Origin of the sequence: Streptomyces olivochromogenes (assembly GCF_001514115.1) — a bacterium.
GTDB lineage: Bacteria > Actinomycetota > Actinomycetes > Streptomycetales > Streptomycetaceae > Streptomyces > Streptomyces olivochromogenes.
Map to the genome: position 1 here is coordinate 169,428 of NZ_KQ948462.1, position 21,630 is coordinate 191,057.

The following is a 21,630-nucleotide window of genomic DNA, read 5'->3' on the forward strand; positions in this document are numbered from 1 at the left end:
TGGCGGTCCAGCGCACGCTGGTGGAGGACCTGGGCGGCACCTTCCACCACGTCGTCGGGGACGACATACCGGTCGCGCTGCTCGACTTCGCGCGCGGGGTGAACGCCACCCAGATCGTCCTCGGCTCCTCGCGCCGCAAGACCTGGCAGTACGTCTTCGGGCCCGGCGTCGGCGCCACCGTCGCCCGGGAGTCGGGCCCCGACCTCGACGTCCACATCGTCACCCACGACGAGGTCGCCAAGGGGCGCGGACTGCCGGTCGCCCGGGGCGCGCGGCTCGGCCGCTCCCGGGTCGTCTGGGGCTGGCTGGTCGGAGTGGGCGGCCCGGTGGTGCTGGCAGTCCTGCTGAACACCATCGACCTCGGCCTCGCCAACGACATGCTGCTGTTCCTGACCGTGACGGTCGCGGCGGCGCTGCTCGGCGGGCTCTTCCCGGCCCTCGCCTCGGCGGCCTTCGGCTCGCTGCTGCTGAACTACTACTACACGCCGCCGCTGCACCGGCTGACGATCGCCGACCCGAAGAACATCGTCGCCATCGCGATCTTCGTCGGGGTCGCCGTCTCCGTGGCCTCCGTCGTGGACCTCGCCGCCCGCCGCACGCACCAGGCGGCCCGGCTGCGCGCCGAGTCGGAGATCCTCTCCTTCCTCGCGGGCAGCGTGCTGCGCGGCGAGACCAGCCTGGAGGCCCTGCTGGAACGGGTCCGGGAGACCTTCGGCATGGAGTCGGTCGCCCTGCTGGAGCGGGCCGGCGACGTCGACCCGTGGACGTGCGCGGGCAGCGTGGGCCCCCAGTCGCCGAAGCGGCCCGAGGACGCGGACGTGGACATGCCGGTCGGCGACCACATGGCCCTCGCGCTCTCCGGACGCGTCCTGCCCGCCTCCGACCGCCGGGTGCTCGCCGCCTTCGCCGCCCAGGCCGCGGTCGTCCTGGACCGCCAGCGCCTCCAGCACGAGGCCGACCAGGCCAAGGAGCTGGCCGAGGGCAACCGCATCCGCACCGCCCTGCTGGCCGCCGTGAGCCACGACCTGCGGACCCCGCTGGCCGCGATCAAGGCCGCCGTGTCCTCGCTGCGCTCCGACGACGTGGCCTGGTCCGAGGAGGACCAGGCGGAACTCCTGGAGGCGATCGAGGAGGGCGCCGACCGGCTCGACCACCTCGTGGGCAACCTGCTCGACATGTCCCGCCTGCAGACCGGCACGGTCACCCCGCTGATCCGCGAGATCGACCTCGACGAGGTGGTCCCGATGGCGCTCGGCGGCGTACCCGAGGGCAGTGCCGATCTGGACATCCCCGAGACGCTGCCCATGGTCGCCGTCGACCCCGGTCTGCTGGAGCGCGCGGTCGCCAACCTCGTCGAGAACGCCGTCAAGTACAGCCCCGCCGACGAACCGGTCCTGGTGTCCGCGAGCGCCATGGCGAACCGGGTGGAGGTACGGGTGGTGGACCGCGGCCCCGGCGTCCCGGACGAGGCCAAGGACCGCATATTCGCGCCCTTCCAGCGCTACGGGGACGCTCCCCGCGGCGCGGGCGTCGGCCTCGGCCTCGCGGTCGCCCGCGGCTTCGCCGAGGCGATGGGCGGCACACTGAACGCCGAGGACACCCCTGGCGGCGGACTCACCATGGTGCTCACGGTCCGGGCGGTCGACAGGCTGCCCGACCTGGCCACGGCAACAGCAGAAAGGCAGGCTTCATGACCAGGGTGCTCGTGGTCGACGACGAGCCGCAGATCGTACGTGCCCTCGTGATCAACCTGAAGGCACGGCACTACGAGGTCGACGCGGCCGCCGACGGCGCCGGCGCGCTCCAGCTCGCCGCCGCCCGCCATCCCGACGTCGTCGTTCTCGACCTCGGGCTGCCCGACATGGACGGCGTAGAGGTGATCAAGGGGCTGCGCGGCTGGACCCGGGTGCCGATCCTGGTGCTCTCGGCCCGGCACTCCTCGGACGAGAAGGTCGAGGCGCTCGACGCGGGCGCCGACGACTACGTCACCAAGCCCTTCGGCATGGACGAACTGCTGGCCCGGCTGCGCGCCGCCGTGCGCCGCGCGGAGCCGACCGGGGGCGGCGAGGACGACGTCGTCGTCGACACCGAGGACTTCACGGTCGACCTGGCCGCCAAGAAGGTCAACAGGGAGGGACGGGACGTACGGCTCACCCCCACGGAGTGGCACCTGCTGGAGGTGCTGGTGCGCAACACCGGCCGCCTGGTCAGCCAGAAGCAGCTGCTCCAGGAGGTGTGGGGACCGTCGTACGGCACCGAGACGAACTACCTGCGGGTCTACATGGCACAGCTGCGCCGCAAGCTGGAGGTGGACCCCTCGCATCCTCGGCACTTCATCACGGAGCCGGGGATGGGATACCGGTTCGAGAAGTAGTCCCTGCGGGAATGGGGTACAGGGCAAGTAGGGATGCAGGAAGGGCACAGGTGCGCGAAAGAGCACTGGTGGGCGCACACGTTCATCCGACGTCAGTGCTCCCCGGTACGCTTTCGGTATGAGTGCTGTTCCTCGTTCCGAAAAGCCGGCGGGCCGGTTCCGGCGCATGATCGACCGGCTGTCCTCGTCCCAGGAGGACCTGGAGTCCGAGGAGCTGCGCGAGGACTCCGAGACCACGGGCTGTACGCGGATCGGTGACTGCCACGACCGACAGATCGTCACGGTTACTGGTACCTTGCGCACGGTCACTCTGCGCCCACGGGCCGGAGTCCCGGCCCTGGAGGCCGAGCTGTTCGACGGTTCGGCCGCCCTGGACGTGGTCTGGCTCGGCAGACGCTCCATCGTGGGCATAGAACCGGGACGCAAGTTGATCGCCTCGGGCCGGATCTCGATGAGCCGGGGCCGTAGGGTGCTGTTCAATCCGAAGTACGAACTCAGACCCCTTGGACGGGAGTAGCCGGTGACGTCGCTCGACAAGCCGACCGAAGACGCCCAGGACGCCCAGCAGGATGCGCGGGCGGTGACCGAGGCCGCACTCTTCGAGGCGTTCGGCGGCGTGCGGGGCATGGTCGAGACGGTGGTGCCCGGCCTGCTCTTCGTCACCATCTTCACGATCAACAAGAACCTGCACTGGTCGGCGATCGCCGCCCTCGGGGTGTCCCTGCTGCTGGTCGTCGTCCGCCTCGCGATGCGCGACACCGTCAAGCACGCCTTCAGCGGCGTCTTCGGCGTCGCCTTCGGCGTGGTCTTCGCGATGATGACCGGCAACGCCAAGGACTTCTATCTGCCGGGCATGCTCTACACGCTCGGCCTGGCCATCGCCTACATCGTCACGACCCTCGCGGGCGTGCCACTGATCGGTCTGATCCTCGGCCCGGTCTTCAAGGAGAACCTCTCCTGGCGCACCCGCAACCCCGGCCGCAAGAAGGCGTACGCGAAGGCCAGTTGGGCCTGGGGCCTGATCCTGCTCGCCAAGTGCGCGATCCTCTTCCCGCTTTACTGGTGGGCCAACACTGCGCAACTGGGCTGGATCCTGATCGCGCTGAAGATCCCGCCCTTCCTCCTCGCCGTCTGGCTCACCTGGGTGTTCCTGGCCAAGGCCCCCGCCCCCATCGACGTGTTCGCCGAGATGGAGGCGGAGGAGCAGGCCGAGAAGGAGCGCAAGGCCGCCCTCGGGACCGAGTCCGGCGACGAGGCCACGGCCGGCCGTCACCGCCGCGACGCGTAGCGGTTGCCCGTACGACGTAGTTCCCCGCGCCACGTAGTTCCCTGTACGACATAGTTCCCTGTACGACGTAGGGGGCGCCCGGAGATCTCCGGGCGCCCCCTACGTCGTATCGGAGCTGTCGGGGCCGACTAGCTCGTCGCGTCGTCGCGGCGGACCGAGAGCAGGTCCTCGAGCTGTTCCTCGCGGGCCTGGGCGGCGACGAAGAGAAGTTCGTCGCCCGCCTCCAGGGAGTCCTCCTGGGAGGGCGTGAGGACGCGGGTGCCGCGGATGATCGTGACCAGGGAGGTGTCCTCGGGCCACTCCACGTCGCCGACCTGCGTGCCGGCCAGGGCCGACTCCGGCGGGAGGGTCAGCTCGACCAGGTTCGCGTCGCCGTGGCTGAAGCGCAGCAGCCGGACCAGGTCGCCGACGCTCACGGCCTCCTCGACCAGGGCCGACATCAGACGCGGGGTGGAGACCGCCACGTCCACGCCCCAGGCCTCGTTGAACAGCCACTCGTTCTTCGGGTTGTTCACACGGGCGACGACGCGCGGGACGCCGTACTCGGTCTTCGCGAGCAGTGAGACGACCAGGTTGACCTTGTCGTCACCGGTGGCCGCGATGACCACGTTGCAGCGCTGCAGCGCCGCCTCGTCCAGCGAGGTGATCTCGCAGGCGTCGGCGAGCAGCCACTCCGCCTGCGGGACGCGCTCGACCGAGATGGCGGTCGGCGCCTTGTCGATCAGCAGAATCTCGTGCCCGTTCTCCAGGAGCTCGCCCGCGATGGAGCGACCGACGGCACCGGCACCGGCAATGGCGACCCTCATCAGTGACCGCTCTCCTCTTCGGGGCCCTCGGCGAACGACGCCTCGACCTTCTCGACGTCGTCCGTGCGCATCATCACGTGCACCAGGTCGCCCTCCTGCAGCACCGTCTGAGAGGTGGGCAGGATCGCCTCGCCCAGCCGCGTGAGGAAGGCCACACGCACCCCGGTCTCGTCCTGGAGACGGCTGATCTTGTGGCCGACCCAGGCGGCGGAGGCGTGCACCTCGGCGAGCTGCACCCCGCCGGTGGGGTCGCGCCACAGCGGCTCGGCACCCGAGGGGAGCAGCCGCCGCAGCATCTGGTCGGCCGTCCAACGGACGGTGGCGACGGTCGGGATGCCCAGGCGCTGGTAGACCTCGGCGCGGCGCGGGTCGTAGATGCGCGCCGCGACGTTCTCGATGCCGAACATCTCGCGGGCCACCCGGGCGGCGATGATGTTCGAGTTGTCACCGCTGGAGACGGCGGCGAAGGCGCCGGCCTCCTCGATGCCCGCTTCACGCAGGGTGTCCTGGTCGAAGCCGACTCCGGTGACACGACGGCCACCGAAGCCGGAGCCCAGTCGTCGGAAGGCCGTGGGGTCCTGATCGATCACAGCGACCGTGTGCCCCTGTTGCTCCAGGGTCTGGGCCAGAGCGGAACCCACTCTTCCGCAGCCCATGATGACGATGTGCACGACCGTCCTTCCGAATGTAAATGGTTACGGCTCAGGCTAAACAGGGTCTCAGACCGCCGCCCAAGCTACACACGCGCGGTCGATCAGGGGCACCCTTGTGCACGTTCGCCTGTGCGTTCACGGGGATCAACGGGGATCAGTGGCGATTGAAGCTGCGCACGCTGAGAAGAGTCAGGATTCCGAGGCCGACAAGTCCTGCGGTGGCGCCGATGAGCTCAGCGGTCACGTGCATGGAACCTCCATAGTGGGATAAACGGGGCTTTGTCATATAGGCATGCGGACGCGCGAGGCTGCGGAATCCGCAACGGGGCCCCTCTCCGTTTTCACTCGGAGAGCAGATGTCGAGCGGCGGGTGGGCGACCCCCCGTTCGAACGCTTACGATCCTCTGCGTGTCCAAACTGACCGACGTGCCCAAACGGATCTTGATCGGGCGCGCACTGCGCAGTGACCGGCTCGGGGAAACCCTCCTGCCGAAGCGCATCGCACTCCCCGTCTTCGCATCCGACCCGCTCTCCTCCGTGGCCTACGCACCCGGGGAAGTGCTTCTGGTCCTCTCCATCGCGGGCGTGTCGGCCTACCACTTCAGCCCCTGGATCGCGCTCGCGGTCGTCGTGCTGATGTTCACCGTGGTCGCTTCCTACCGGCAGAACGTCCACGCCTACCCCAGCGGCGGCGGCGACTACGAGGTGGCCAACACCAACCTCGGCCCCAGGGCCGGCCTCACCGTCGCCAGCGCGCTGCTCGTCGACTACGTCCTCACCGTCGCCGTGTCGATCTCGTCCGGCATCGAGAACCTCGGCTCCGCCATCCCCTTCGTGGTCGAGCACAAGGTGCTGTGCGCCGTCGTCGTCATCGTGCTGCTCACGCTGATGAACCTGCGCGGAGTCAAGGAGTCCGGAAAGCTCTTCGCGATTCCGACGTACGTCTTCGTCGCGGGCGTCTTCATCATGATCGCGTGGGGTGCCTTCCGCGGGCTCGTCCTGAACGACACCATGCGCGCGCCGACCTCCGACTACCACATCAAGGCCGAGCACCAGGGACTCGCGGGCTTCGCGCTCGTCTTCCTGCTGCTGCGTGCCTTCTCCTCCGGCTGTGCGGCGCTCACCGGCGTCGAGGCGATCTCCAACGGCGTCCCGGCCTTCCGCAAGCCCAAGTCGAAGAACGCCGCGAGCACTCTCGCGGCGATGGGCCTGCTCGCCGTCACCATGTTCTGCGGCATCATCGCCCTGGCCATGTCGACCAAGGTCCGGATGGCCGAGAACCCGGCCACCGACCTGATCCACAACGGCGTCCCGATCGGCTCCGGCTACGTCCAGAACCCGGTGATCTCGCAGGTCGCCGAGGCGGTCTTCGGCAAGGGCAGCTTCCTGTTCATCGTGCTCGCCGCCGCCACCGCGCTGGTGCTGTTCCTCGCGGCCAACACCGCGTACAACGGCTTCCCGCTGCTCGGCTCGATCCTCGCCCAGGACCGCTATCTGCCGCGCCAGCTGCACACCCGCGGCGACCGCCTCGCCTTCTCGAACGGCATCGTCCTGCTCGCGGGCGCCGCCACACTCCTGGTCGTCATCTACGGCGCCGACTCGACCCGGCTGATCCAGCTCTACATCGTCGGCGTCTTCGTCTCCTTCACGCTCAGCCAGACCGGCATGGTCCGGCACTGGAACCGCCACCTGCGCACCGAGAAGGACCCGGCCAAGCGCAGCCACATGATCCGCTCCCGCGCGATCAACGCCTTCGGCGCCTTCTTCACCGGCCTGGTGCTGGTCGTCGTCCTCGTCACCAAGTTCACGCACGGCGCCTGGGTCGCCCTGCTCGGCATGGTGATCTTCTACGCGACGATGAGCGCGATCCGTAAGCACTACGACCGCGTCGCCGAGGAGATCGCCGCCCCGGAGGGCCCCTCCGACGACAGCGTCCGCCCCTCCCGCGTCCACTCGGTGGTCCTGATCTCCAAGATCCACCGCCCGACCCTGCGTGCCCTCGCCTACGCCAAGCTGATGCGCTCCGACACCCTCGAGGCGCTCAGCGTCAACGTCGACCCGGCCGAGACCAAGGCCCTGCGCGAGGAGTGGGAGCGGCGCGGCATCGACGTACCGCTGAAGGTCCTCGACTCGCCGTACCGCGAGATCACCCGGCCCGTCATCGAGTACGTGAAGGGCCTGCGCCGGGAGTCCCCGCGCGACGCGGTCTCGGTCATCATCCCCGAGTACGTGGTCGGCCACTGGTACGAGCATCTGCTGCACAACCAGAGCGCGCTGCGGCTCAAGGGCCGGCTGCTGTTCACGCCCGGTGTGATGGTCACCTCCGTGCCCTACCAGCTGGAGTCCTCGGAGGTCGCGAGGAACCGGGCCCGCAAGCGGCAGGAGTGGAACGCGCCGGGTGCGGTGCGCCGGGGTCCGGCGGAGGAGCGCCCGAAGGAGTCCTCGAACACCAAGGGCTGACGGTCCTGCGACCGCAGGGGCTTACGGCCCTGTGACCGCAGGGGCCGACGGCTTTGTGGTGAGCGGCCGGGCAACGTCCACGTAGACTGGTGGGCTGTTGTCCGGCCGTTCGCGGTTCCGCGACCCCTTCCTCATCCCCTTTCGCATCTGGAGTCACCCCGCCATGCAGGCAGAACCGAAGAAATCGCTGGTGGGGGAGGAGTACGAGGTCGAGATCGGCCCCGTGGCCCATGGCGGGCACTGCATCGCCCGTACGGCCGAGGGCCAGGTGCTCTTCGTCCGGCACACCCTGCCCGGCGAGCGCGTCGTCGCGCGAGTCACGGAGGGCGAGGAGGGCGCGCGCTACCTGCGCGCGGACGCGGTGACGATCCTCTCGGCGTCCAAGGACCGCGTCGAAGCCCCCTGCCCCTACGCCGGCCCCGGCCGCTGTGGCGGCTGCGACTGGCAGCACGCCAAGCCGGGCGCGCAGCGCCGCCTCAAGGGGGAGGTCATCGCCGAGCAGCTGCAACGGCTCGCTGGCCTCACGCCCGAGGAGGCGGGCTGGGACGGCACGGTGATGCCCGCCGAGGGCGACAAACTGCCCCCCGGCGAGGTTCCGGCCTGGCGCACGCGCCTCCAGTACGCCGTGGACGCGGACGGCAACGCCGGACTGCGCCGCCACCGCTCGCACGAGGTCGAGCCGATCGAGCACTGCATGATCGCGGCACCGGGCGTGAGCGAACTCGGCATCGAGGAGCGCGACTGGTCCGGCATGGCCTCGGTCGACGCGATCGCCGCGACCGGCTCCCAGGACCGCATGGTCATCCTGGAGCCCCGCCCCGGCGCCCGCCTGCCCCTCGTGGAACTCGACAAGCCCGTCTCCGTGATGCGCGTCGAGGAGCACGACGGCGGCATCCACCGCGTCCACGGCCGCGCGTTCGTGCGCGAGCGGGCCGACGGCCGTACGTACCGCGTCGGCAGCGGCGGCTTCTGGCAGGTCCACCCGATGGCGGCCGACACCCTGGTCAAGGCCGTCATGCAGGGCCTGATGCCGCGCAAGGGCGAGATGGCGCTCGACCTGTACTGCGGCGTCGGCCTCTTCGCGGGCGCCCTCGCGGACCGCCTCGGCGACAAGGGCGCGGTCCTCGGCATCGAGTCCGGCAAGCGCGCCGTCGAGGACGCCCGGCACAACCTCACCGCCTTCGACCGGGTCCGCATCGAACAGGGCAAGGTCGAGTCGGTCCTCCCGCGCACCGGCATCACCGAGGTCGACCTCATCGTCCTCGACCCGCCTCGCGCCGGCGCCGGCAAGAAGACGGTCGAGCACCTCTCCTCCCTGGGCGCCCGCCGCATCGCGTACGTCGCCTGCGACCCGGCGGCGCTCGCCCGCGACCTCGGGTACTTCCGCGACGGCGGGTACAAGGTGCGGACGCTGCGGGCGTTCGATCTCTTCCCGATGACGCATCACGTGGAGTGCGTTGCCATCCTTGAACCTGCAGCAAAGGGCCTCTGACCTGCAGCTCTGCTGCTCTTACGGTTCCTTTGAGGTGCGGCGGATCGGGACGACCTGTTTTCCGGTGCGCAGGCGCGTGACGCCGGCCTCCGGAGGCCGGCGTGAGGTTGTTCTGACGCTCGTTGGACGCTCGCGGCGGTTCCGCTGGTGCTGCTGATGTGGGTGTAGAGGTCGATTTTGCCGTCGTTGCCGTCGTTGCCGTCGTTGCCGTCGTTGCCGTCGTTGCCGACGGGGACGGCGACCGCGGTGACCGTGCTGGGGATGGTGGTGGGCACGCCGCTGACGGGTGTGGTGACGGTGTCGCCTGCGATCTTCAGGTGGGTGACGGAATCGGATGCGACCGTGTTGCGATCGCCGCGCAGCAGCCCCGCGCGTGTCCGAGTACGTCGCCCCCGGCCGCGCCGAGGTCGGTTTCGCGGCCTTTTGGTCGAGGGAACACGCGCCTGCCTATTCCGGTCCTCACGGCTTGAGCCGTTCGGCAGTCGGTGCCCGGAAACAGCGCGCACCGCACGGACCGCCGCCTCGAAGTGCCACTCCCGGAAACGGACCGGCGATAGGCGGTAACGTGACTGGGTGGAGATGTTCCATTTGCGATATTTCGTGGCGGTTGCCGAGGAGCTGAACTTCTCCGCGGCGGCCCGCCGACTGCACATGGCCACCTCGCCACTGAGTCAGCGGATCAGGGACCTCGAGCGGGAGCTCGACCAGCGGCTGTTCGAGCGCGACACGCATCGCGTCTCGCTCACGCCCGTGGGTGAGGCGCTGCTGCCGATCGCCCGGAACGTACTGGATGAGATCAACTCCATTCCGTGGCGGCTGCGCGAGGTGGCCCGGACCGAGCGCAGCACCATGTTCGTGGGCATCCCTCCCGGGGTGCACCCCGCACTCAGGTCGCTCGTCGACACGCTCGCCGAGCGCGTCAGCGAGACGTGCGAGCTCCTGCGCTGGCCCGGCAGCTCCAAGGCCCTGGTCGTCGGTGTGCACGAGGGCAGACTCCCGTTCGCGCTGGTCCATCTGCCGATCAGCGACCCGGCGCTGGAACAGCTGCCCGTCCTGTCGGAGCGGCTGGGAGCGGTGGTGCCGGCCGATCGGTTCGCCGGGCGGGACTCCGTTGCCCTGACCGAGCTGGCCGACCTTCGTTTCGTCGTCCCGCCCAAGGAAGTCGGCCTCGCCTATTTCGATCAGCTCGACCGAGAAATGGCTGAGCGGGGTATCAAAAAACGCATCACCTTGACCGACACCGGGTACGACGGAGTCGCTGAAATTGTTTCCAGCGGAATTGCTTTCTATTTTACGATGCTCGATCCGAAAAGCCCCATGCACGGCTATGCGAAGGCGAATACCAAGGTTCTGCCGTTCACGGATTTCAAGCCGCGACTGGAGACCGTTCTGATCTGGCGCCGCGACCGGGCTCGCGACGGTGACCTCGATGAACTCGTCGAAGCAGCCCGCGAGGTCTTCGGTGCCCCGCTTCACCTCTGAACCGAGTGGCCTGCACGCGTTAGGCACCGTTTCCGCGCTCGTCGCCCAGGATCGACCCTCGAACGTCGGGGATCTGCGCCGCCTTTCGCGGTTGAGGCGATCTCCGCCAGACCGTCCGAATCACGCCCCAGTGGCCACCCATATCGGTGTGACCGCTGCGGTCACACCGATATTAGCAACTCGATAATTCCGTGATCCGTTATTCGCGGCTAGCGTTCCTTCTCGTAGCCAACCAAGGCACGAAAGGACGCGAAAATGGCGGACGCAGAGACCTCCGGGCCGCTCGCCGGCGTGCGGGTCATCGACCTCGCGACCGTGGTGATGGGTCCGTACGCCGCCCGAATCCTCGGAGATCTGGGCGCCGATGTCATCAAGATCGAATCCCCCACGGACTCCCTCCGGGTGGGTGAGTACCGCAACACCCCGGGCATGACCCCGCTGCACCTCAACGTCAACCGCAACAAGCGCAGCGTGAGCCTCGATCTGAAGGACGACAGCGAGCACGCCCAGGCCCTGAAGCTCATCCACACCGCCGATGTGCTGATCACCAACATGCGACCCCGTGCGCTCGCCCGACTGGGCCTGACCTACGAAGACCTCGCCGCCGCCAACCCCGGCCTCGTCTACGCGCAGGCAGCGGGCTTCCGCAGCAACTCGGACCGGGCCGACATCGCCGCCTACGACGAGACCGTGCAGGCCGCCTCCGGGCTGGTGGACATCGCCAACCGCACGCTGGGCACGCCGCTCTACCTGCCGACCATTCTCGCCGACAAGGTCTGCGGCCTGACCATCGCCTACACCGTGCTTGCCGCCCTGGTGCACCGGAACAGGACCGGCCACGGTCAGCGGATCGAGATCCCGATGACCGACACGATGATCGCCTTCAACCTGGTCGAGCATCTCGCCGGGCACACGTTCGAGCCGGCGTCCGGCCCCACTGGCTATCTGCGGTCGTTGGCGGAGCACCACACACCGCGACGCACCAAGGACGGCGTGGCCGCCCTGATCCCGTCCAACCCGCAGAACTACCGCGACCTCTTCGCTGCCGCCGGCCGTCCCGACCTGGTCGCGGACCCACGGGTCAACGGCACCGTCGTCGACCCGCTCGACGCCGACGACCTGTCCGTCCTGGTCGACGAGTGCGCCCCGGCCCGGACGACGGCCGAGTGGGCCGAGACATGCGCGAAGCACAGCATCGCGATGGGACCGGTGCTGGAGCTGGACCACGCGCACGAGGATCCCTACGTCCGCGAGGGCCACCTGATCGAGACCGTCGTGCACCGGACCGAGGGTCCGGTCCGCACCAGCGGGATCCCGGTGAGGTTCTCCGCCACCCCCGCCTCGATCCGCCGCCTGGCTCCCGTGCCGGGCCAGGACACCGCGGAGGTCCTCGCCGAGCTGGCAGCAACCTGCTGAATCCGCTGAGTCCTAACGAAGCATCAGGAGAAACACAGTCATGAGCACCAAGGAAGTGCGTGTCCAGCAGGTGGGCTCTACTTTGCTGATCACGATCGACCGCCCCCAGGCACGTAACGCGGTGAACGCCGCGGCCGCGGCGGGACTCGCCGCGGCACTGGACCAACTGGAGGCCGACCCCGCGCTGCGGGCCGGCGTCCTGACCGGAGCGAAGGGCACCTTCAGTGCCGGTATGGACCTCAAGGCCGCCCTGATCGGCGAGTCGCCGACGATCCCGGGCCGCGGGTTCGGCGGCCTGACCGAAGCCGAACTGACGAAGCCGCTGATCGCCGCCGTCGAGGGCTGGGCCATGGGGGGCGGTTTCGAACTGGCCCTGGCCTGCGACCTGATCGTCGCCGCCGAGGACGCGCGGTTCGGCCTGCCGGAGGTCAAGCGCGGTCTGAGCGCCGGCGGTGGTGGCGTGATCCGTCTGCCCAAGCGCATCCCGTACCACCTGGCGATGGAGTTTCTGTTGACCGGTGAGCCGGTGAGCGGTGGCCGTGCCGGAGAGCTGGGCCTGGCGAACCGGGTCACCCCGCCGGGCGAGGCAGTGGCCGTCGCCCTCGCGTTCGCCGAGAAGCTCGCTGCCAACGCCCCGCTCGCGCTGGCCACGGTGAAGAGCGTGGTGAAGGCCGCCGAAGGCGTGCCGGAGTCGGACGCGTTCGACGTACAGCGCAAGGCGATGGGGACGCTGATGGCCTCGGCCGACGCACGCGAGGGCATGACCGCCTTCGCCGAGCGCCGTGCCCCGCAGTGGACGGGGAAGTGACATGAGGATAGAAGACGTGCGCCGTCAGGCCACCACCCCGCTGACCCGCCCGGCGTTTCCTCGCTCCACCGCCAGGTTCACCGACCGCGAGTACCTCAATATCGTCTACCGCACCGACCCCGAGGCGCTGCGGGCCGTCGTTCCCGAGCCGCTGCGGATCGAGGAGCCCCTGGTCCGGTTCGAGATCATGAAGATGAACGACGTCACCGGGTTCGGCCCCTACACCGAGGGCGGCCAGGCGATCCAGGTCAGCTTCGACGGCGAGCAGGGCGAGTACCTGCACGCGATGTACCTCGACAACTTCCCGGCGACCGCGGCCGGACGCGAGGTGAGCGCCTACCCGAAGGTTCTCGGCACACCGAAGCTGTACGTCGACAACGACGTGCTGGTCGGCACCCTCGACTACGGCACGCTGCGGGTCGCCACCGCGACCATGGGCTACAAGCACCACGCATTCGACACGTACGACGCCGAAGAGCAGATCACGGTGCCGACCTTCATGCTCAAGGCCATCCCCGGCTACGACGGCACCCCGCGCGTCCTGGAGCTGGTCCGCACCGAGATCACCGACGTGGTCGTCAAGGCCGCCTACACCGGCCCGGCCAGGCTGCAGCTGTTCGAGCACGTCCTCGCCCCGCTGGCCGACCTGCCCGTCCTGGAGATCGTCTCCGCCAGCCACATCCTCACCGACCTGACACTCGCCCCGGTCAAGCCGGTCTTCGACTACCTCGAGGGAGACGCGCGATGACGCACCCGTTCCGTACCGTCGCGGTGATCGGCGCGGGCACCATCGGACTTTCCTGGACGGCACTGTTCGCCGCACACGGTCTGACCGTCCGTGTCAGCGATCCCCGCCCCGACCTGCCGGAGGCGGTCGCCGAGGCGCTCGCCGCGTTCGGTCCGCACCTGGCCACCCAGGGCCTGGACACCGAAGGCCTCGCCGACCGCGTCCACCTCGCGGCCGACGTCACCGAAGCCGTCCGGGACGCGGACATCGTCCAGGAGAACGGGCCCGAGCGCATCGAGTTCAAGAAGGAGCTGTTCGCCCAGCTGGTCCGGGAGACCCCCGGACACGCACTGCTGCTGAGCTCGTCGTCGGCGATCCCGGCGACCGCTTTCACGACGCATCTCGAGGGCGCCGACCGTGTCCTCATCGGACACCCCTTCAACCCGCCCCACCTGCTGCCGCTCGTCGAGGTCGTACCCGGCGAACGCACCGGCGAGGAGGCCGTGCAGGCGGCCGTCGACTTCTACACCGCCGTCGGCCGCACCCCCGTCGTCGAACGCCGGGAGATGCCCGGCTTCGTGGGCAACCGCCTCCAGAGCGCGCTCAACCGCGAGGCCGTCCACCTCGTCCAGCAGGGCGTGGTCACCCCCGAGGACCTGGACACCGTCGTGACCCACTCGCTCGGCATCCGCTGGGCGACGGTCGGTCCGTTCCTCGGCGGGCACCTGGGCGGCGGGCCCGGCGGCTACCGCCACATCACCGAGCACATCGGCAAGTCCATGCAGCAGATGACCCTCGGTGAGCCCTCGCAGGACCCCGAGGACCAGGAGCGAGTCATCCAAGCCGTGGAGAAGGCATACGCCTCCACGCCGTACACCGACCTCGCCGAAGCCCGCGACCGCCGGCAACTCGCCGTCCTGTCCGCCCTGGAAGACATCCGCCAGAACGAGAACCAGCACCAGCACAAGAACCGGAACGAGAAGGAGAACTGAGATGACCACCGCCGCCGCCCCCGTTGCTCAGCTGGACGACCAGCTCACCGCCGACTTCTACCTGTACGAGTCGCTGCTGCCGGACGAGGAGCGCAAGATACTGCTCAAGGCCCGCACGTTCATGCGTGAGGAGGTCAAACCGCTGGTCAACGACGCCTGGAGCAAGGCCGAGTTGCCTCAGGAACTGATCGAGAAGTTCCGCGGCAGCGGACTGGTCGCCCTGGCCTACGAGGGCTACGGCGAGCACCAGCCGGCCGTCAGCCACCTGCTCAGCGGGACGCTCGCCATGGAGCTGGGCCGCGTCGACGCCTCGTGCGCCACCTTCTTCGGTGTCCACAACGGGCTGGGCTTCTACTCCATCTACTACGGCGGCGACAAGGAGCAGCGCGACAGGTTCCTGCCCGCCATGGCCACGATGGAGAAGATCGGCGCGTTCGCCCTGACCGAACCTGACGGTGGCTCCGATGTTTCCGGCGGCATGCGCACCACCGCAAGGCGTGAGGGCGACACCTGGGTCCTCAACGGCGCCAAGAAGTGGATCGGCAACGCCACCTTCGCCGACTACGTGGTGGTCTTCGCGCGGGACGCAGCGGACAACAAGGTCAAGGCCTTCGTCGTCGAGAAGGGCACCCCCGGCTTCGAGCCGGTGAAGATCGAGGGCAAGATCGCGCTGCGGATCGTGCAGAACGCCGAGATCACCCTGACCGACGTCCGCGTGCCGGAGGCGAACCGGCTGCAGAACATGAAGGGCTTCCGGGATGTCGCCGAGGTCCTGCGCCAGACGCGCAGCGGGGTGGCCTGGCAGGCCCTGGGTGTCATGATCGGCGCCTACGAACTCGCACTGGACTACGCCAAGGAGCGCAACGCCTTCGGCCGTCCGATCGCCAAGTTCCAGCTGGTGCAGGACCTGCTGGTGAAGGGCCTGGGCAACATCACCTCTTCCTGGGGAATGCTGGTGCAGCTCGCCCGGCTGCAGGACCAGGGCATCTTCCGCGATGAACACTCCGCGCTGGCCAAGGAGTTCGTCGCGGCCCGCATGCGGGAGGTCGTCGCCTGGAGCCGCGAGATCTTCGGCGGCAACGGCATCCTCCTCGACTACGACATCGCCCGATTCTTCTCCGACGCCGAGGCCCTCTACTCCTACGAGGGCACCCACCAGATGCAGACGCTCATCGTCGGCAAGTCCATCACCGGCCACAGCGCCTTCGTGGGGTGACGCATATGACCACCGAATCCGTCTTCACCGGCCTGAAGGTCCTCGACGCCTCGACCTTCATCGCGGCGCCCGCCGCGGCAACCATGCTCTCCGACTTCGGAGCGGACGTCATCAAGATCGAGCCGCCGGGAGCGGGCGACCCCCAGCGGAGGCTGAGCTTCGTGCCGCCCAGCCCCCGGGCCGAGGCCAACTACGGCTGGCACCTCGCCAACCGCAACAAGCGCGGCATGGTGCTCGATCTGAAGTCCCCGGCCACCACCGAGGTCCTCAAGCGGCTCGTCCAGTGGGCCGACGTGGTCATCACCAACTTCCCGCACGGCACACGCGAGAAGCTGCACCTCGGCTACGAGGAGGTCTCGGGCTGGAACCCGCGGGTCGTCTACGCAGACCTCACCGGCTTCGGTGATGCCGGCCCCGACGCCCGGCAGCCGGGCTTCGACCTGACCGCCTTCTGGTCACGCAGCGGGCTGCTGGCCTCCACCCGGGACGCGGGAGCCCCGCCGACGGTGCCGGTCTGGGGCAGCGGCGACTACACGACGGCGGTCGCCATCTACGCGGCGATCGTCACCGCCCTGTACCACCGCGAGCGGACGGGACAAGGGGCCAATGTCGGGACGTCGCTGCTCGCCGCGGGTGTCTGGGCCACGGGGACATTGGTGGCCGGCGCCCTCGCCGGCGGCACGCCGTTCGAGCTGCACGACCGCAATGCGCCGGTGAACGCGCTGACCAACCCCTACCGGACCGCGGACGACCGGTGGATCATGCTGGCGACCTCAGCCGTGCACTGGCCGGCACTGGCGCGGGCCATCGGACGCCCCGAGCTGATCGAGGATCCCCGTTTCATGGACGTCGAGAGCGCCGCGAAGAACGCCGCCGCGCTCAGCGAGCTGCTCGACGTGGAGTTCGGCTCCCGGCCCTTTGCCGACTGGGAGGACGCCCTGGCCCGGGAGCGCGTCACCTACAGCCTCATCCAGACACCGGAAGAGGCCGCGCGGGACCCGCAGCTGCGCGCGAACGACATCGTCGTGCCTCTGGAAGGGGTCAGCGGGCTGGAGTACACCGTCAGCAACCCGGTCAGCCTCCGAGGGGTGCCGAAGGTCCCGGCCAAGCGGGCCCCGGAGCTGGGTGAGCACAACGACGAGATCCTCGCCGAGCTGGGATTCGCTCCCGCCGACATCGCTCTGCTGTGCGCCAAGGGAGCGATCCCGGGCAGGCCGGAAGCGGAAGCCGCGTGACGAGCACGGCGCCCGAAGCGGTCAGTGTCACGCGCCACGCGCCCCCAGCGCCGCGATGGCCCGCCGACGAACCCCGGCACCGCCCGGTAACCGCCCATGGCCCCTCGGCCGGGCGGCGCACGAGACCCCGCTGACCAACAAGGCCGGCAGGAAGAGCCAACGGCACCTCCCCGCACGATGAGGCGGCGAGGTGCCGTTGCCGTGCTCACGCCGAGCGGAAGGGCTCGCGGCACCAAGTGCGAGCACGTGGACGGGCGGTGCCCTGTTGCTCAGCTCCACTGATGCACCAGTGGAACGATCGCTAAGGTTCTGTGCACTGGACGGATGGGTTCCGGGGTCCGTACGTTCGGCTGCAGACTGCCTCCGCCGTGGGCACCGAAGCCTCGCACCCCCATGACTGCGCTCCGAAAGCCGCGACGGCCGCGGCGGCACCTGCCCTGCCTGTGCCTCTCCTCGCTTACCTCCCCCCGCGAGCATCCGTGCAGACGCCTTCCCCAACTGATCGCCGGCCTCGCCCTCTACGGATTCAGCCTCTCGGTCATGGTCCGGGCCTCGCTGGGCGCCAACCCCTGGAGCGTCCTCGATGAGGGGCTCAAGAGAGCCGGGACCAGTCGGTTGATGAGGGTGGTGACCTCGGCTTCCAGATCCCGGACGATCGTGGTGAGCTCTCGGCAGCGGGCCAGTAGTTGCCCGGCCAGGCGTGCGGCGAGGCCGTTTCGGCCGTCGAGGAAGGCTGCCACGGTGAGTACCATCGCGCTGACCTGGGACTTCGACAGCTGGGTCGCGCCGAGGGGGCAACCCTCAGTTGCGGTGGTTGACGCGTTCGTGGCCGGCCTGCCCGTATTCGGCACCGCAGACGGCGTCGGCCTCGGCGGACATCAGCGCAGCGCATCGGTGCACGTCTTGACCATCGCGCGGAGCAGATCGGGACTCGCCGCGGCGAGGTTGACCTCGGCGAGGGCGTGCAGGGGCACACTGCTGTCTGGAGCGGTCATCGTGCTGATCTCCTTCGGGCTTCGACACCTCGAAGATCAGCCGGTGGCCGTTCGTCCATGGGGTCCACACCCTGACGCCGGAGCAAACCCCCGGATCAGGTCGGAGTCCGGGCTGAGGGTGTTGCAGCCCGTCGGCGAAGCCGACCTCTCCCCATACCGCCGAACGAGAGCTGCCGTGCACCCCGGCACAACCAAGCAGGTGACCGAGGGCATGGGTTTGACTGCTGCGGTCATACCGGTGGAAGCGATTCGGTAATTCCGTCCCGCGCGGGAAGCGGGCAGGGTGGAGCCATCGAGTCCGACTTCGCCGTGGGGTCGGAACTACCCCCGGGAGCAGCGCATGCCTACCCTCCACCGTCAGGAAAACGTCTTCGTACTCGATCTCGGAGACGGCGAGAATCGCTTCCACCCCGACTGGCTCACCGCCGTCGACACCGCTCTGGACGAGGTTGACAAGGCAGAAGGGCCACGGGCCCTGGTGACCGCCGCGACGGGCAAGTTCTACTCCAACGGCCTGGACCTGGAGTGGCTGAGCGCCCACCCCGACCAGCACGAGAGCTACACCACCTCTGTCCACAAGCTCTTCGCCCGCGTGCTGTCTCTGCCGGTGATCACCGTGGCCGCCCTGCAGGGGCACACCTTCGCCGCCGGTGCGATGCTCTCCCTCGCGCACGACTTCCGTGTCATGCGCGCGGACCGCGGCTTCTGGTGTCTGCCCGAGGCCGACATCAAGATCCCCTTCACTCCCGGCATGTGCGCCCTGATCCGGTCCCGCCTGGCGCCGCAGACCGCGCACGAGGCCATGGTCACTGCTCGCCGCTACGGCGGGTCGGATGCCGCCGCCGTGGGCATCGTCGACCAGGCGGTCGCCGAGGATGCCGTGCGCTCCACGGCCATGGCGATCGCCGAGGCACAGCTGAGCAAGGCCGGCGACACTCTCGGCACCATCAAGGCACGCATGTACGCCTCGGTCCTGGCCACCCTGCCCCGCACGGACAGCCTGGCTGACTGACCCAGGACTCTCACGAAGACCACCCCAGCGGCGCCCCACCCCCATGCGCTACGTCAATACCGGGCCCGTTGACCCCAGATACGCCAGCGCAGGCTGCGGCCACTACGGCTCATGCGGCCTGACTTACTACAACACCAGCTGGGCACAGCGCACAGCGCACAGCGACAATGGCAACGGCACGACCACACGGTCCAAGGGCCTCGGCGAGACGATCGCTCTGACCCGGCAGCAACCGGCGAAACAATGCAGGGTCCCGGAGCCACCTACGGCCTGGGAGGATCTCGGCGAGCATTCGGTATGTCGCGTGCAGGTCAAAACATTGACCGTTCCTCAAATGCGCCAGAGGCCCCGCCGGGTACCTGGACGCGCGGGATCAGTGAGGCTCCACCCAACGACAGTGCCGTGCTGGACCAGGAGCGCCACATCGGGCGCGATACCGACGCGGGCCTCCAATGGCTCGTCGAGGACGTCGAGATCGCGCGGGCCGGTCAGCACGGCATCACCGGGGGTGCGGCACAGCACCGCGCACATCTTCAGCCAGAAGTCCCGGACCTCGTCGGCGTGAAGCCCACCCGGGCGTACCGCGGGTGTGTCGGGAAGGCGGGCGGAGTGCTCCACCGAAGCGGATTCTCCCGGCAGTTGGAATTCGGCTCCGACCAGGGTCTTGCGCAAGGGTCCTGGCCCGGACCGTCGTTGTCAGTGGTGACCACTAGTTTGGAGTCACTGGAAGACGGCCGATGCGGCCGACCGGGCCTTTGGGGAGGGGTGTGCTGTGTCCGCTGCGCAGGCACGACAGTCGGGGAACACGACGTATCTGGAGCTGTCCCAGGAGAGCGGCGGTGCCCACAAGTTCTACGAGGTGACCGTCGAGGGGACCACCGTCTCCGTGCGGTACGGACGGATCGGTGTGGACGGGCAGCGTCAGACCTCCGCGTTTCCGACCGTCGAGAAGGCGAACGTGGCGGCGGCGAAGAAGATAGCGGAGAAGGTGCGCAAGGGGTACGCGCCCGCCGTCCAGGGGCAGCGCGCGGCCCGGCCCGTGACGCATCGTCAGGTGACGTCCGCCCCGTCCACGGCGCGGGCGACGGCCCCGGTGCTGTGGCGGTTCCGTACGGGCGCCTCGGCGTTCGGCATCCATGTCGACGAGGACCGTTGCTGGGTGGGCAACCAGCACGGCAGCGTCTACAACCTGAGCCACGACGGTGAGGTGTTGGCTCACTACTCCCTGCCGGACGGTGTGAAGTGCCTGGTGGCGGACGACTTCTGGATCTACGCGGGCTGTGACGACGGCCGGGTGTACGACCTCTCCTCGAAGGTGCCGTTCGCGGCCTACGAGATAGCGGCCGAGGTGGACATCTTCTGGCTGGACATTCACGCGGGCGTGCTGAACGTCTCCGACCGCAACGGCGGGCTGACGGTCATCGACCACGAGGACGAGCTCCAGTGGTCGCGCAACTCGTCCGGGGACAACGCGTGGATGGTGCGGGCCGACGACCACGCCGTGTACCACGGGCACAGCCGCGGTGTGACGGCGTACGCGGCGGACGGCACCAGCCAGCTCTGGCACACCGCGACCAACGGCAACGTGCTCTTCGGATGGCAGGAGGAGAACGCCGTCTACGCCGGGACGGGGCGGCGGGTCGTCCAGCGGCTCGCCAAGTCCGACGGGCGGATCGAGGCCTCCTACGCGTGCGACGCCGCGGTGTACTCGTGCGCCACGTCCCCCGGCGGGCGGTACGTCTTCGCGGGCGACTCCGCTTCCTCCGTCTACTGCTTCACCGCCGACGGCACCCGGCTGTGGAAGCTCGGCACGGGCGGCGGTTCGGCGCTGTCCATGCAGTACCACGACGAAAGGCTGTACATCGTCTCCACGGACGGCTCGCTCGCCTGCATCGACGCGAGCGAGGCCGCGATCAACGCCGCCCAGTCGGGCACCGTCCCGGTCGCCGCGGACATCAAACTGGCGGCCGCCCTGCCGACGTACGCACCGCTGACCACCGCCGCCTCCGTCGCCACGGTCAGCGCCGTCCCCGCGCCGGGGAGCGGGGTCGTCGTGGAGTGCACTCAGGAAGGGGGCCGAGTGCGCGTGCACGTGGTCTCCGAGGGCTATGAGCCGAGTTGGAACGTGCAGTTCCCGCGTGCGATACGCCAGCCCGGCGCCCGCTATGTGGTGGACGCGCTGCACTCCTCGGTGGGTGGCTTCTACCGGGTGCGCGGAGAGATCAGGCGTCTGGTGTGACAGACGGCCGCGTGTTGTGCGACCCGGTGCCGATGGCACGAGCGTGAGGACGAGGCCGAGGCCGAGGCCGAGGAATGGGCCATGGCGAAAGAGCGAGTGACCGTGTGCGTCCCCCCGGTGTGCCCCGGGGGGACGTCCTCCGGGCCGTCGGTGCGGCCATGGCGCCGTACGACTACAACCGCGACGCCGGACCTGGTGTGCCGGACGTCGAGACCTGGTGGGACTACTGGCGGATCGACGGCCGGGGCGGCGAGTTCCCGGTCGTCCCGGGGCACGAGGCGGACCCGCGCCTCATCCGGGGGTCCGAAACCATTTCCGGAGAGCCGCGCAGCGTTCCGCCCTCGCTGTGCGACGGCGGACCGCGCGTTGCTGGACCTCCAATGCCCCCGCGCGCAGGCAGCCGCCAAGGCGCGCCGGGCTTTCGAGGCCTGGCAG

19 protein-coding genes and 1 pseudogene are annotated in these 21,630 nt (G+C 69.2%); 15 read left to right on the forward strand and 5 right to left on the reverse strand.

Annotated features, from left to right (window positions below; translation table 11 throughout):
- From AQJ27_RS29835 to AQJ27_RS29850, 4 genes are all read left to right on the forward strand, one after another.
- A partial coding sequence (locus tag AQJ27_RS29835; protein WP_067375332.1) for an ATP-binding protein occupies positions 1-1,694 on the forward strand: 1,694 nt, incomplete at its 5' end.
- Entirely contained in the window at positions 1,691-2,374 is a 684-nt protein-coding gene (locus AQJ27_RS29840; RefSeq protein WP_054237129.1) for a response regulator, read from the forward strand. The genes AQJ27_RS29835 and AQJ27_RS29840, both read left to right, overlap by 4 nt.
- Positions 2,375-2,492: 118 nt before the next feature.
- On the forward strand, positions 2,493-2,891 hold the full coding sequence (locus AQJ27_RS29845; protein ID WP_075030585.1) for an OB-fold nucleic acid binding domain-containing protein: 399 nt from the start codon (positions 2,493-2,495) through the stop codon (positions 2,889-2,891).
- A gap of 3 nt (positions 2,892-2,894) precedes the next feature.
- A complete protein-coding gene (locus AQJ27_RS29850; protein ID WP_067375336.1) occupies positions 2,895-3,662 on the forward strand; it encodes a DUF3159 domain-containing protein in 768 nt (255 codons plus the stop codon).
- A gap of 128 nt (positions 3,663-3,790) precedes the next feature.
- Here AQJ27_RS29850 and AQJ27_RS29855 read toward each other — a convergent pair whose 3' ends face one another.
- Positions 3,791-4,468: a potassium channel family protein gene (locus AQJ27_RS29855; RefSeq protein ID WP_054237132.1), complete on the reverse strand. Its 678-nt coding sequence runs from the start codon at positions 4,466-4,468 to the stop codon at positions 3,791-3,793.
- Entirely contained in the window at positions 4,468-5,139 is a 672-nt protein-coding gene (locus AQJ27_RS29860) for a potassium channel family protein (protein WP_054237133.1), read from the reverse strand. Before AQJ27_RS29860 ends, AQJ27_RS29855 begins: the two co-directional genes overlap by 1 nt.
- Positions 5,140-5,529: 390 nt before the next feature.
- Between AQJ27_RS29860 and AQJ27_RS29865 the strand changes: the two genes are divergently transcribed.
- The 9 genes from AQJ27_RS29865 to AQJ27_RS29905 all read left to right on the forward strand — a co-directional run bounded on the left by AQJ27_RS29865 (position 5,530) and on the right by AQJ27_RS29905 (position 16,949).
- A complete protein-coding gene (locus tag AQJ27_RS29865) occupies positions 5,530-7,581 on the forward strand; it encodes an APC family permease (RefSeq protein ID WP_067375338.1) in 2,052 nt (683 codons plus the stop codon).
- A 163-nt stretch (positions 7,582-7,744) separates the two neighbouring features.
- On the forward strand, positions 7,745-9,073 hold the full coding sequence (locus AQJ27_RS29870) for a class I SAM-dependent RNA methyltransferase (RefSeq protein ID WP_067375340.1): 1,329 nt from the start codon (positions 7,745-7,747) through the stop codon (positions 9,071-9,073).
- 579 nt (positions 9,074-9,652) lie between these two features.
- Positions 9,653-10,555 (forward strand): LysR family transcriptional regulator, encoded by a 903-nt coding sequence (locus tag AQJ27_RS29875; protein ID WP_235613659.1) that lies wholly within the window; start codon positions 9,653-9,655, stop codon positions 10,553-10,555.
- 255 nt (positions 10,556-10,810) lie between these two features.
- Positions 10,811-11,971, forward strand: coding sequence for a CaiB/BaiF CoA transferase family protein (locus AQJ27_RS29880; RefSeq protein ID WP_067375344.1), 1,161 nt, complete (start codon positions 10,811-10,813; stop codon positions 11,969-11,971).
- A gap of 40 nt (positions 11,972-12,011) precedes the next feature.
- A complete protein-coding gene (locus AQJ27_RS29885) occupies positions 12,012-12,779 on the forward strand; it encodes a crotonase/enoyl-CoA hydratase family protein (RefSeq protein WP_067375347.1) in 768 nt (255 codons plus the stop codon).
- Between the two features lies 1 nt (position 12,780).
- Positions 12,781-13,527, forward strand: coding sequence for an acetoacetate decarboxylase (locus AQJ27_RS29890; protein WP_067375348.1), 747 nt, complete (start codon positions 12,781-12,783; stop codon positions 13,525-13,527).
- Complete coding sequence (locus AQJ27_RS29895) at positions 13,524-14,498, forward strand: 3-hydroxyacyl-CoA dehydrogenase NAD-binding domain-containing protein (RefSeq protein WP_067375351.1); 975 nt, start codon at positions 13,524-13,526, stop codon at positions 14,496-14,498. Before AQJ27_RS29890 ends, AQJ27_RS29895 begins: the two co-directional genes overlap by 4 nt.
- Position 14,499: 1 nt before the next feature.
- Positions 14,500-15,714, forward strand: a complete 1,215-nt coding sequence (locus tag AQJ27_RS29900; RefSeq protein WP_067375353.1) for an acyl-CoA dehydrogenase family protein — start codon at positions 14,500-14,502, stop codon at positions 15,712-15,714.
- A 5-nt stretch (positions 15,715-15,719) separates the two neighbouring features.
- Positions 15,720-16,949 (forward strand): CaiB/BaiF CoA transferase family protein, encoded by a 1,230-nt coding sequence (locus AQJ27_RS29905; RefSeq protein WP_067375355.1) that lies wholly within the window; start codon positions 15,720-15,722, stop codon positions 16,947-16,949.
- Positions 16,950-17,467: 518 nt separating this feature from the next.
- Here the strand turns inward: AQJ27_RS29905 and AQJ27_RS54895 are convergent.
- Together AQJ27_RS54895 and AQJ27_RS52680 are read right to left on the reverse strand one after the other, a co-directional pair.
- Positions 17,468-17,689 carry a hypothetical protein gene (locus tag AQJ27_RS54895; protein WP_159064418.1) on the reverse strand — a complete coding sequence of 74 codons (222 nt, stop codon included), beginning with the start codon at positions 17,687-17,689 and terminating at the stop codon, positions 17,468-17,470.
- A 64-nt stretch (positions 17,690-17,753) separates the two neighbouring features.
- Positions 17,754-17,944, reverse strand: a pseudogene (locus tag AQJ27_RS52680) (transposase); the annotation flags it as partial.
- A 340-nt stretch (positions 17,945-18,284) separates the two neighbouring features.
- On the opposite strand from AQJ27_RS52680, the gene AQJ27_RS29915 reads away from it, so the two are divergent.
- Positions 18,285-18,956 (forward strand): enoyl-CoA hydratase-related protein, encoded by a 672-nt coding sequence (locus AQJ27_RS29915; RefSeq protein WP_067375359.1) that lies wholly within the window; start codon positions 18,285-18,287, stop codon positions 18,954-18,956.
- Positions 18,957-19,286: 330 nt separating this feature from the next.
- Here AQJ27_RS29915 and AQJ27_RS29920 read toward each other — a convergent pair whose 3' ends face one another.
- Entirely contained in the window at positions 19,287-19,628 is a 342-nt protein-coding gene (locus tag AQJ27_RS29920; RefSeq protein WP_159064419.1) for a hypothetical protein, read from the reverse strand.
- A gap of 100 nt (positions 19,629-19,728) precedes the next feature.
- On the opposite strand from AQJ27_RS29920, the gene AQJ27_RS29925 reads away from it, so the two are divergent.
- Positions 19,729-21,195: a WGR domain-containing protein gene (locus tag AQJ27_RS29925; protein WP_067375360.1), complete on the forward strand. Its 1,467-nt coding sequence runs from the start codon at positions 19,729-19,731 to the stop codon at positions 21,193-21,195.
- Positions 21,196-21,630 lie beyond the last annotated feature (435 nt).

Coding starts and splice junctions, on each gene's coding strand:
- AQJ27_RS29890 (WP_067375348.1), top strand. CDS start 12,781: ATGAGGATAGAAGACGTGCGCCGTCAGGCCACCACCCCGCTGACCCGC.
- AQJ27_RS29845 (WP_075030585.1), top strand. CDS start 2,493: ATGAGTGCTGTTCCTCGTTCCGAAAAGCCGGCGGGCCGGTTCCGGCGC.
- AQJ27_RS29870 (WP_067375340.1), top strand. CDS start 7,745: ATGCAGGCAGAACCGAAGAAATCGCTGGTGGGGGAGGAGTACGAGGTC.
- AQJ27_RS29885 (WP_067375347.1), top strand. CDS start 12,012: ATGAGCACCAAGGAAGTGCGTGTCCAGCAGGTGGGCTCTACTTTGCTG.
- AQJ27_RS29840 (WP_054237129.1), top strand. CDS start 1,691: ATGACCAGGGTGCTCGTGGTCGACGACGAGCCGCAGATCGTACGTGCC.
- AQJ27_RS29855 (WP_054237132.1), bottom strand. CDS start 4,468: ATGAGGGTCGCCATTGCCGGTGCCGGTGCCGTCGGTCGCTCCATCGCG.
- AQJ27_RS29915 (WP_067375359.1), top strand. CDS start 18,285: ATGCCTACCCTCCACCGTCAGGAAAACGTCTTCGTACTCGATCTCGGA.
- AQJ27_RS29900 (WP_067375353.1), top strand. CDS start 14,500: ATGACCACCGCCGCCGCCCCCGTTGCTCAGCTGGACGACCAGCTCACC.
- AQJ27_RS29905 (WP_067375355.1), top strand. CDS start 15,720: ATGACCACCGAATCCGTCTTCACCGGCCTGAAGGTCCTCGACGCCTCG.
- AQJ27_RS29880 (WP_067375344.1), top strand. CDS start 10,811: ATGGCGGACGCAGAGACCTCCGGGCCGCTCGCCGGCGTGCGGGTCATC.
- AQJ27_RS29875 (WP_235613659.1), top strand. CDS start 9,653: ATGTTCCATTTGCGATATTTCGTGGCGGTTGCCGAGGAGCTGAACTTC.
- AQJ27_RS29895 (WP_067375351.1), top strand. CDS start 13,524: ATGACGCACCCGTTCCGTACCGTCGCGGTGATCGGCGCGGGCACCATC.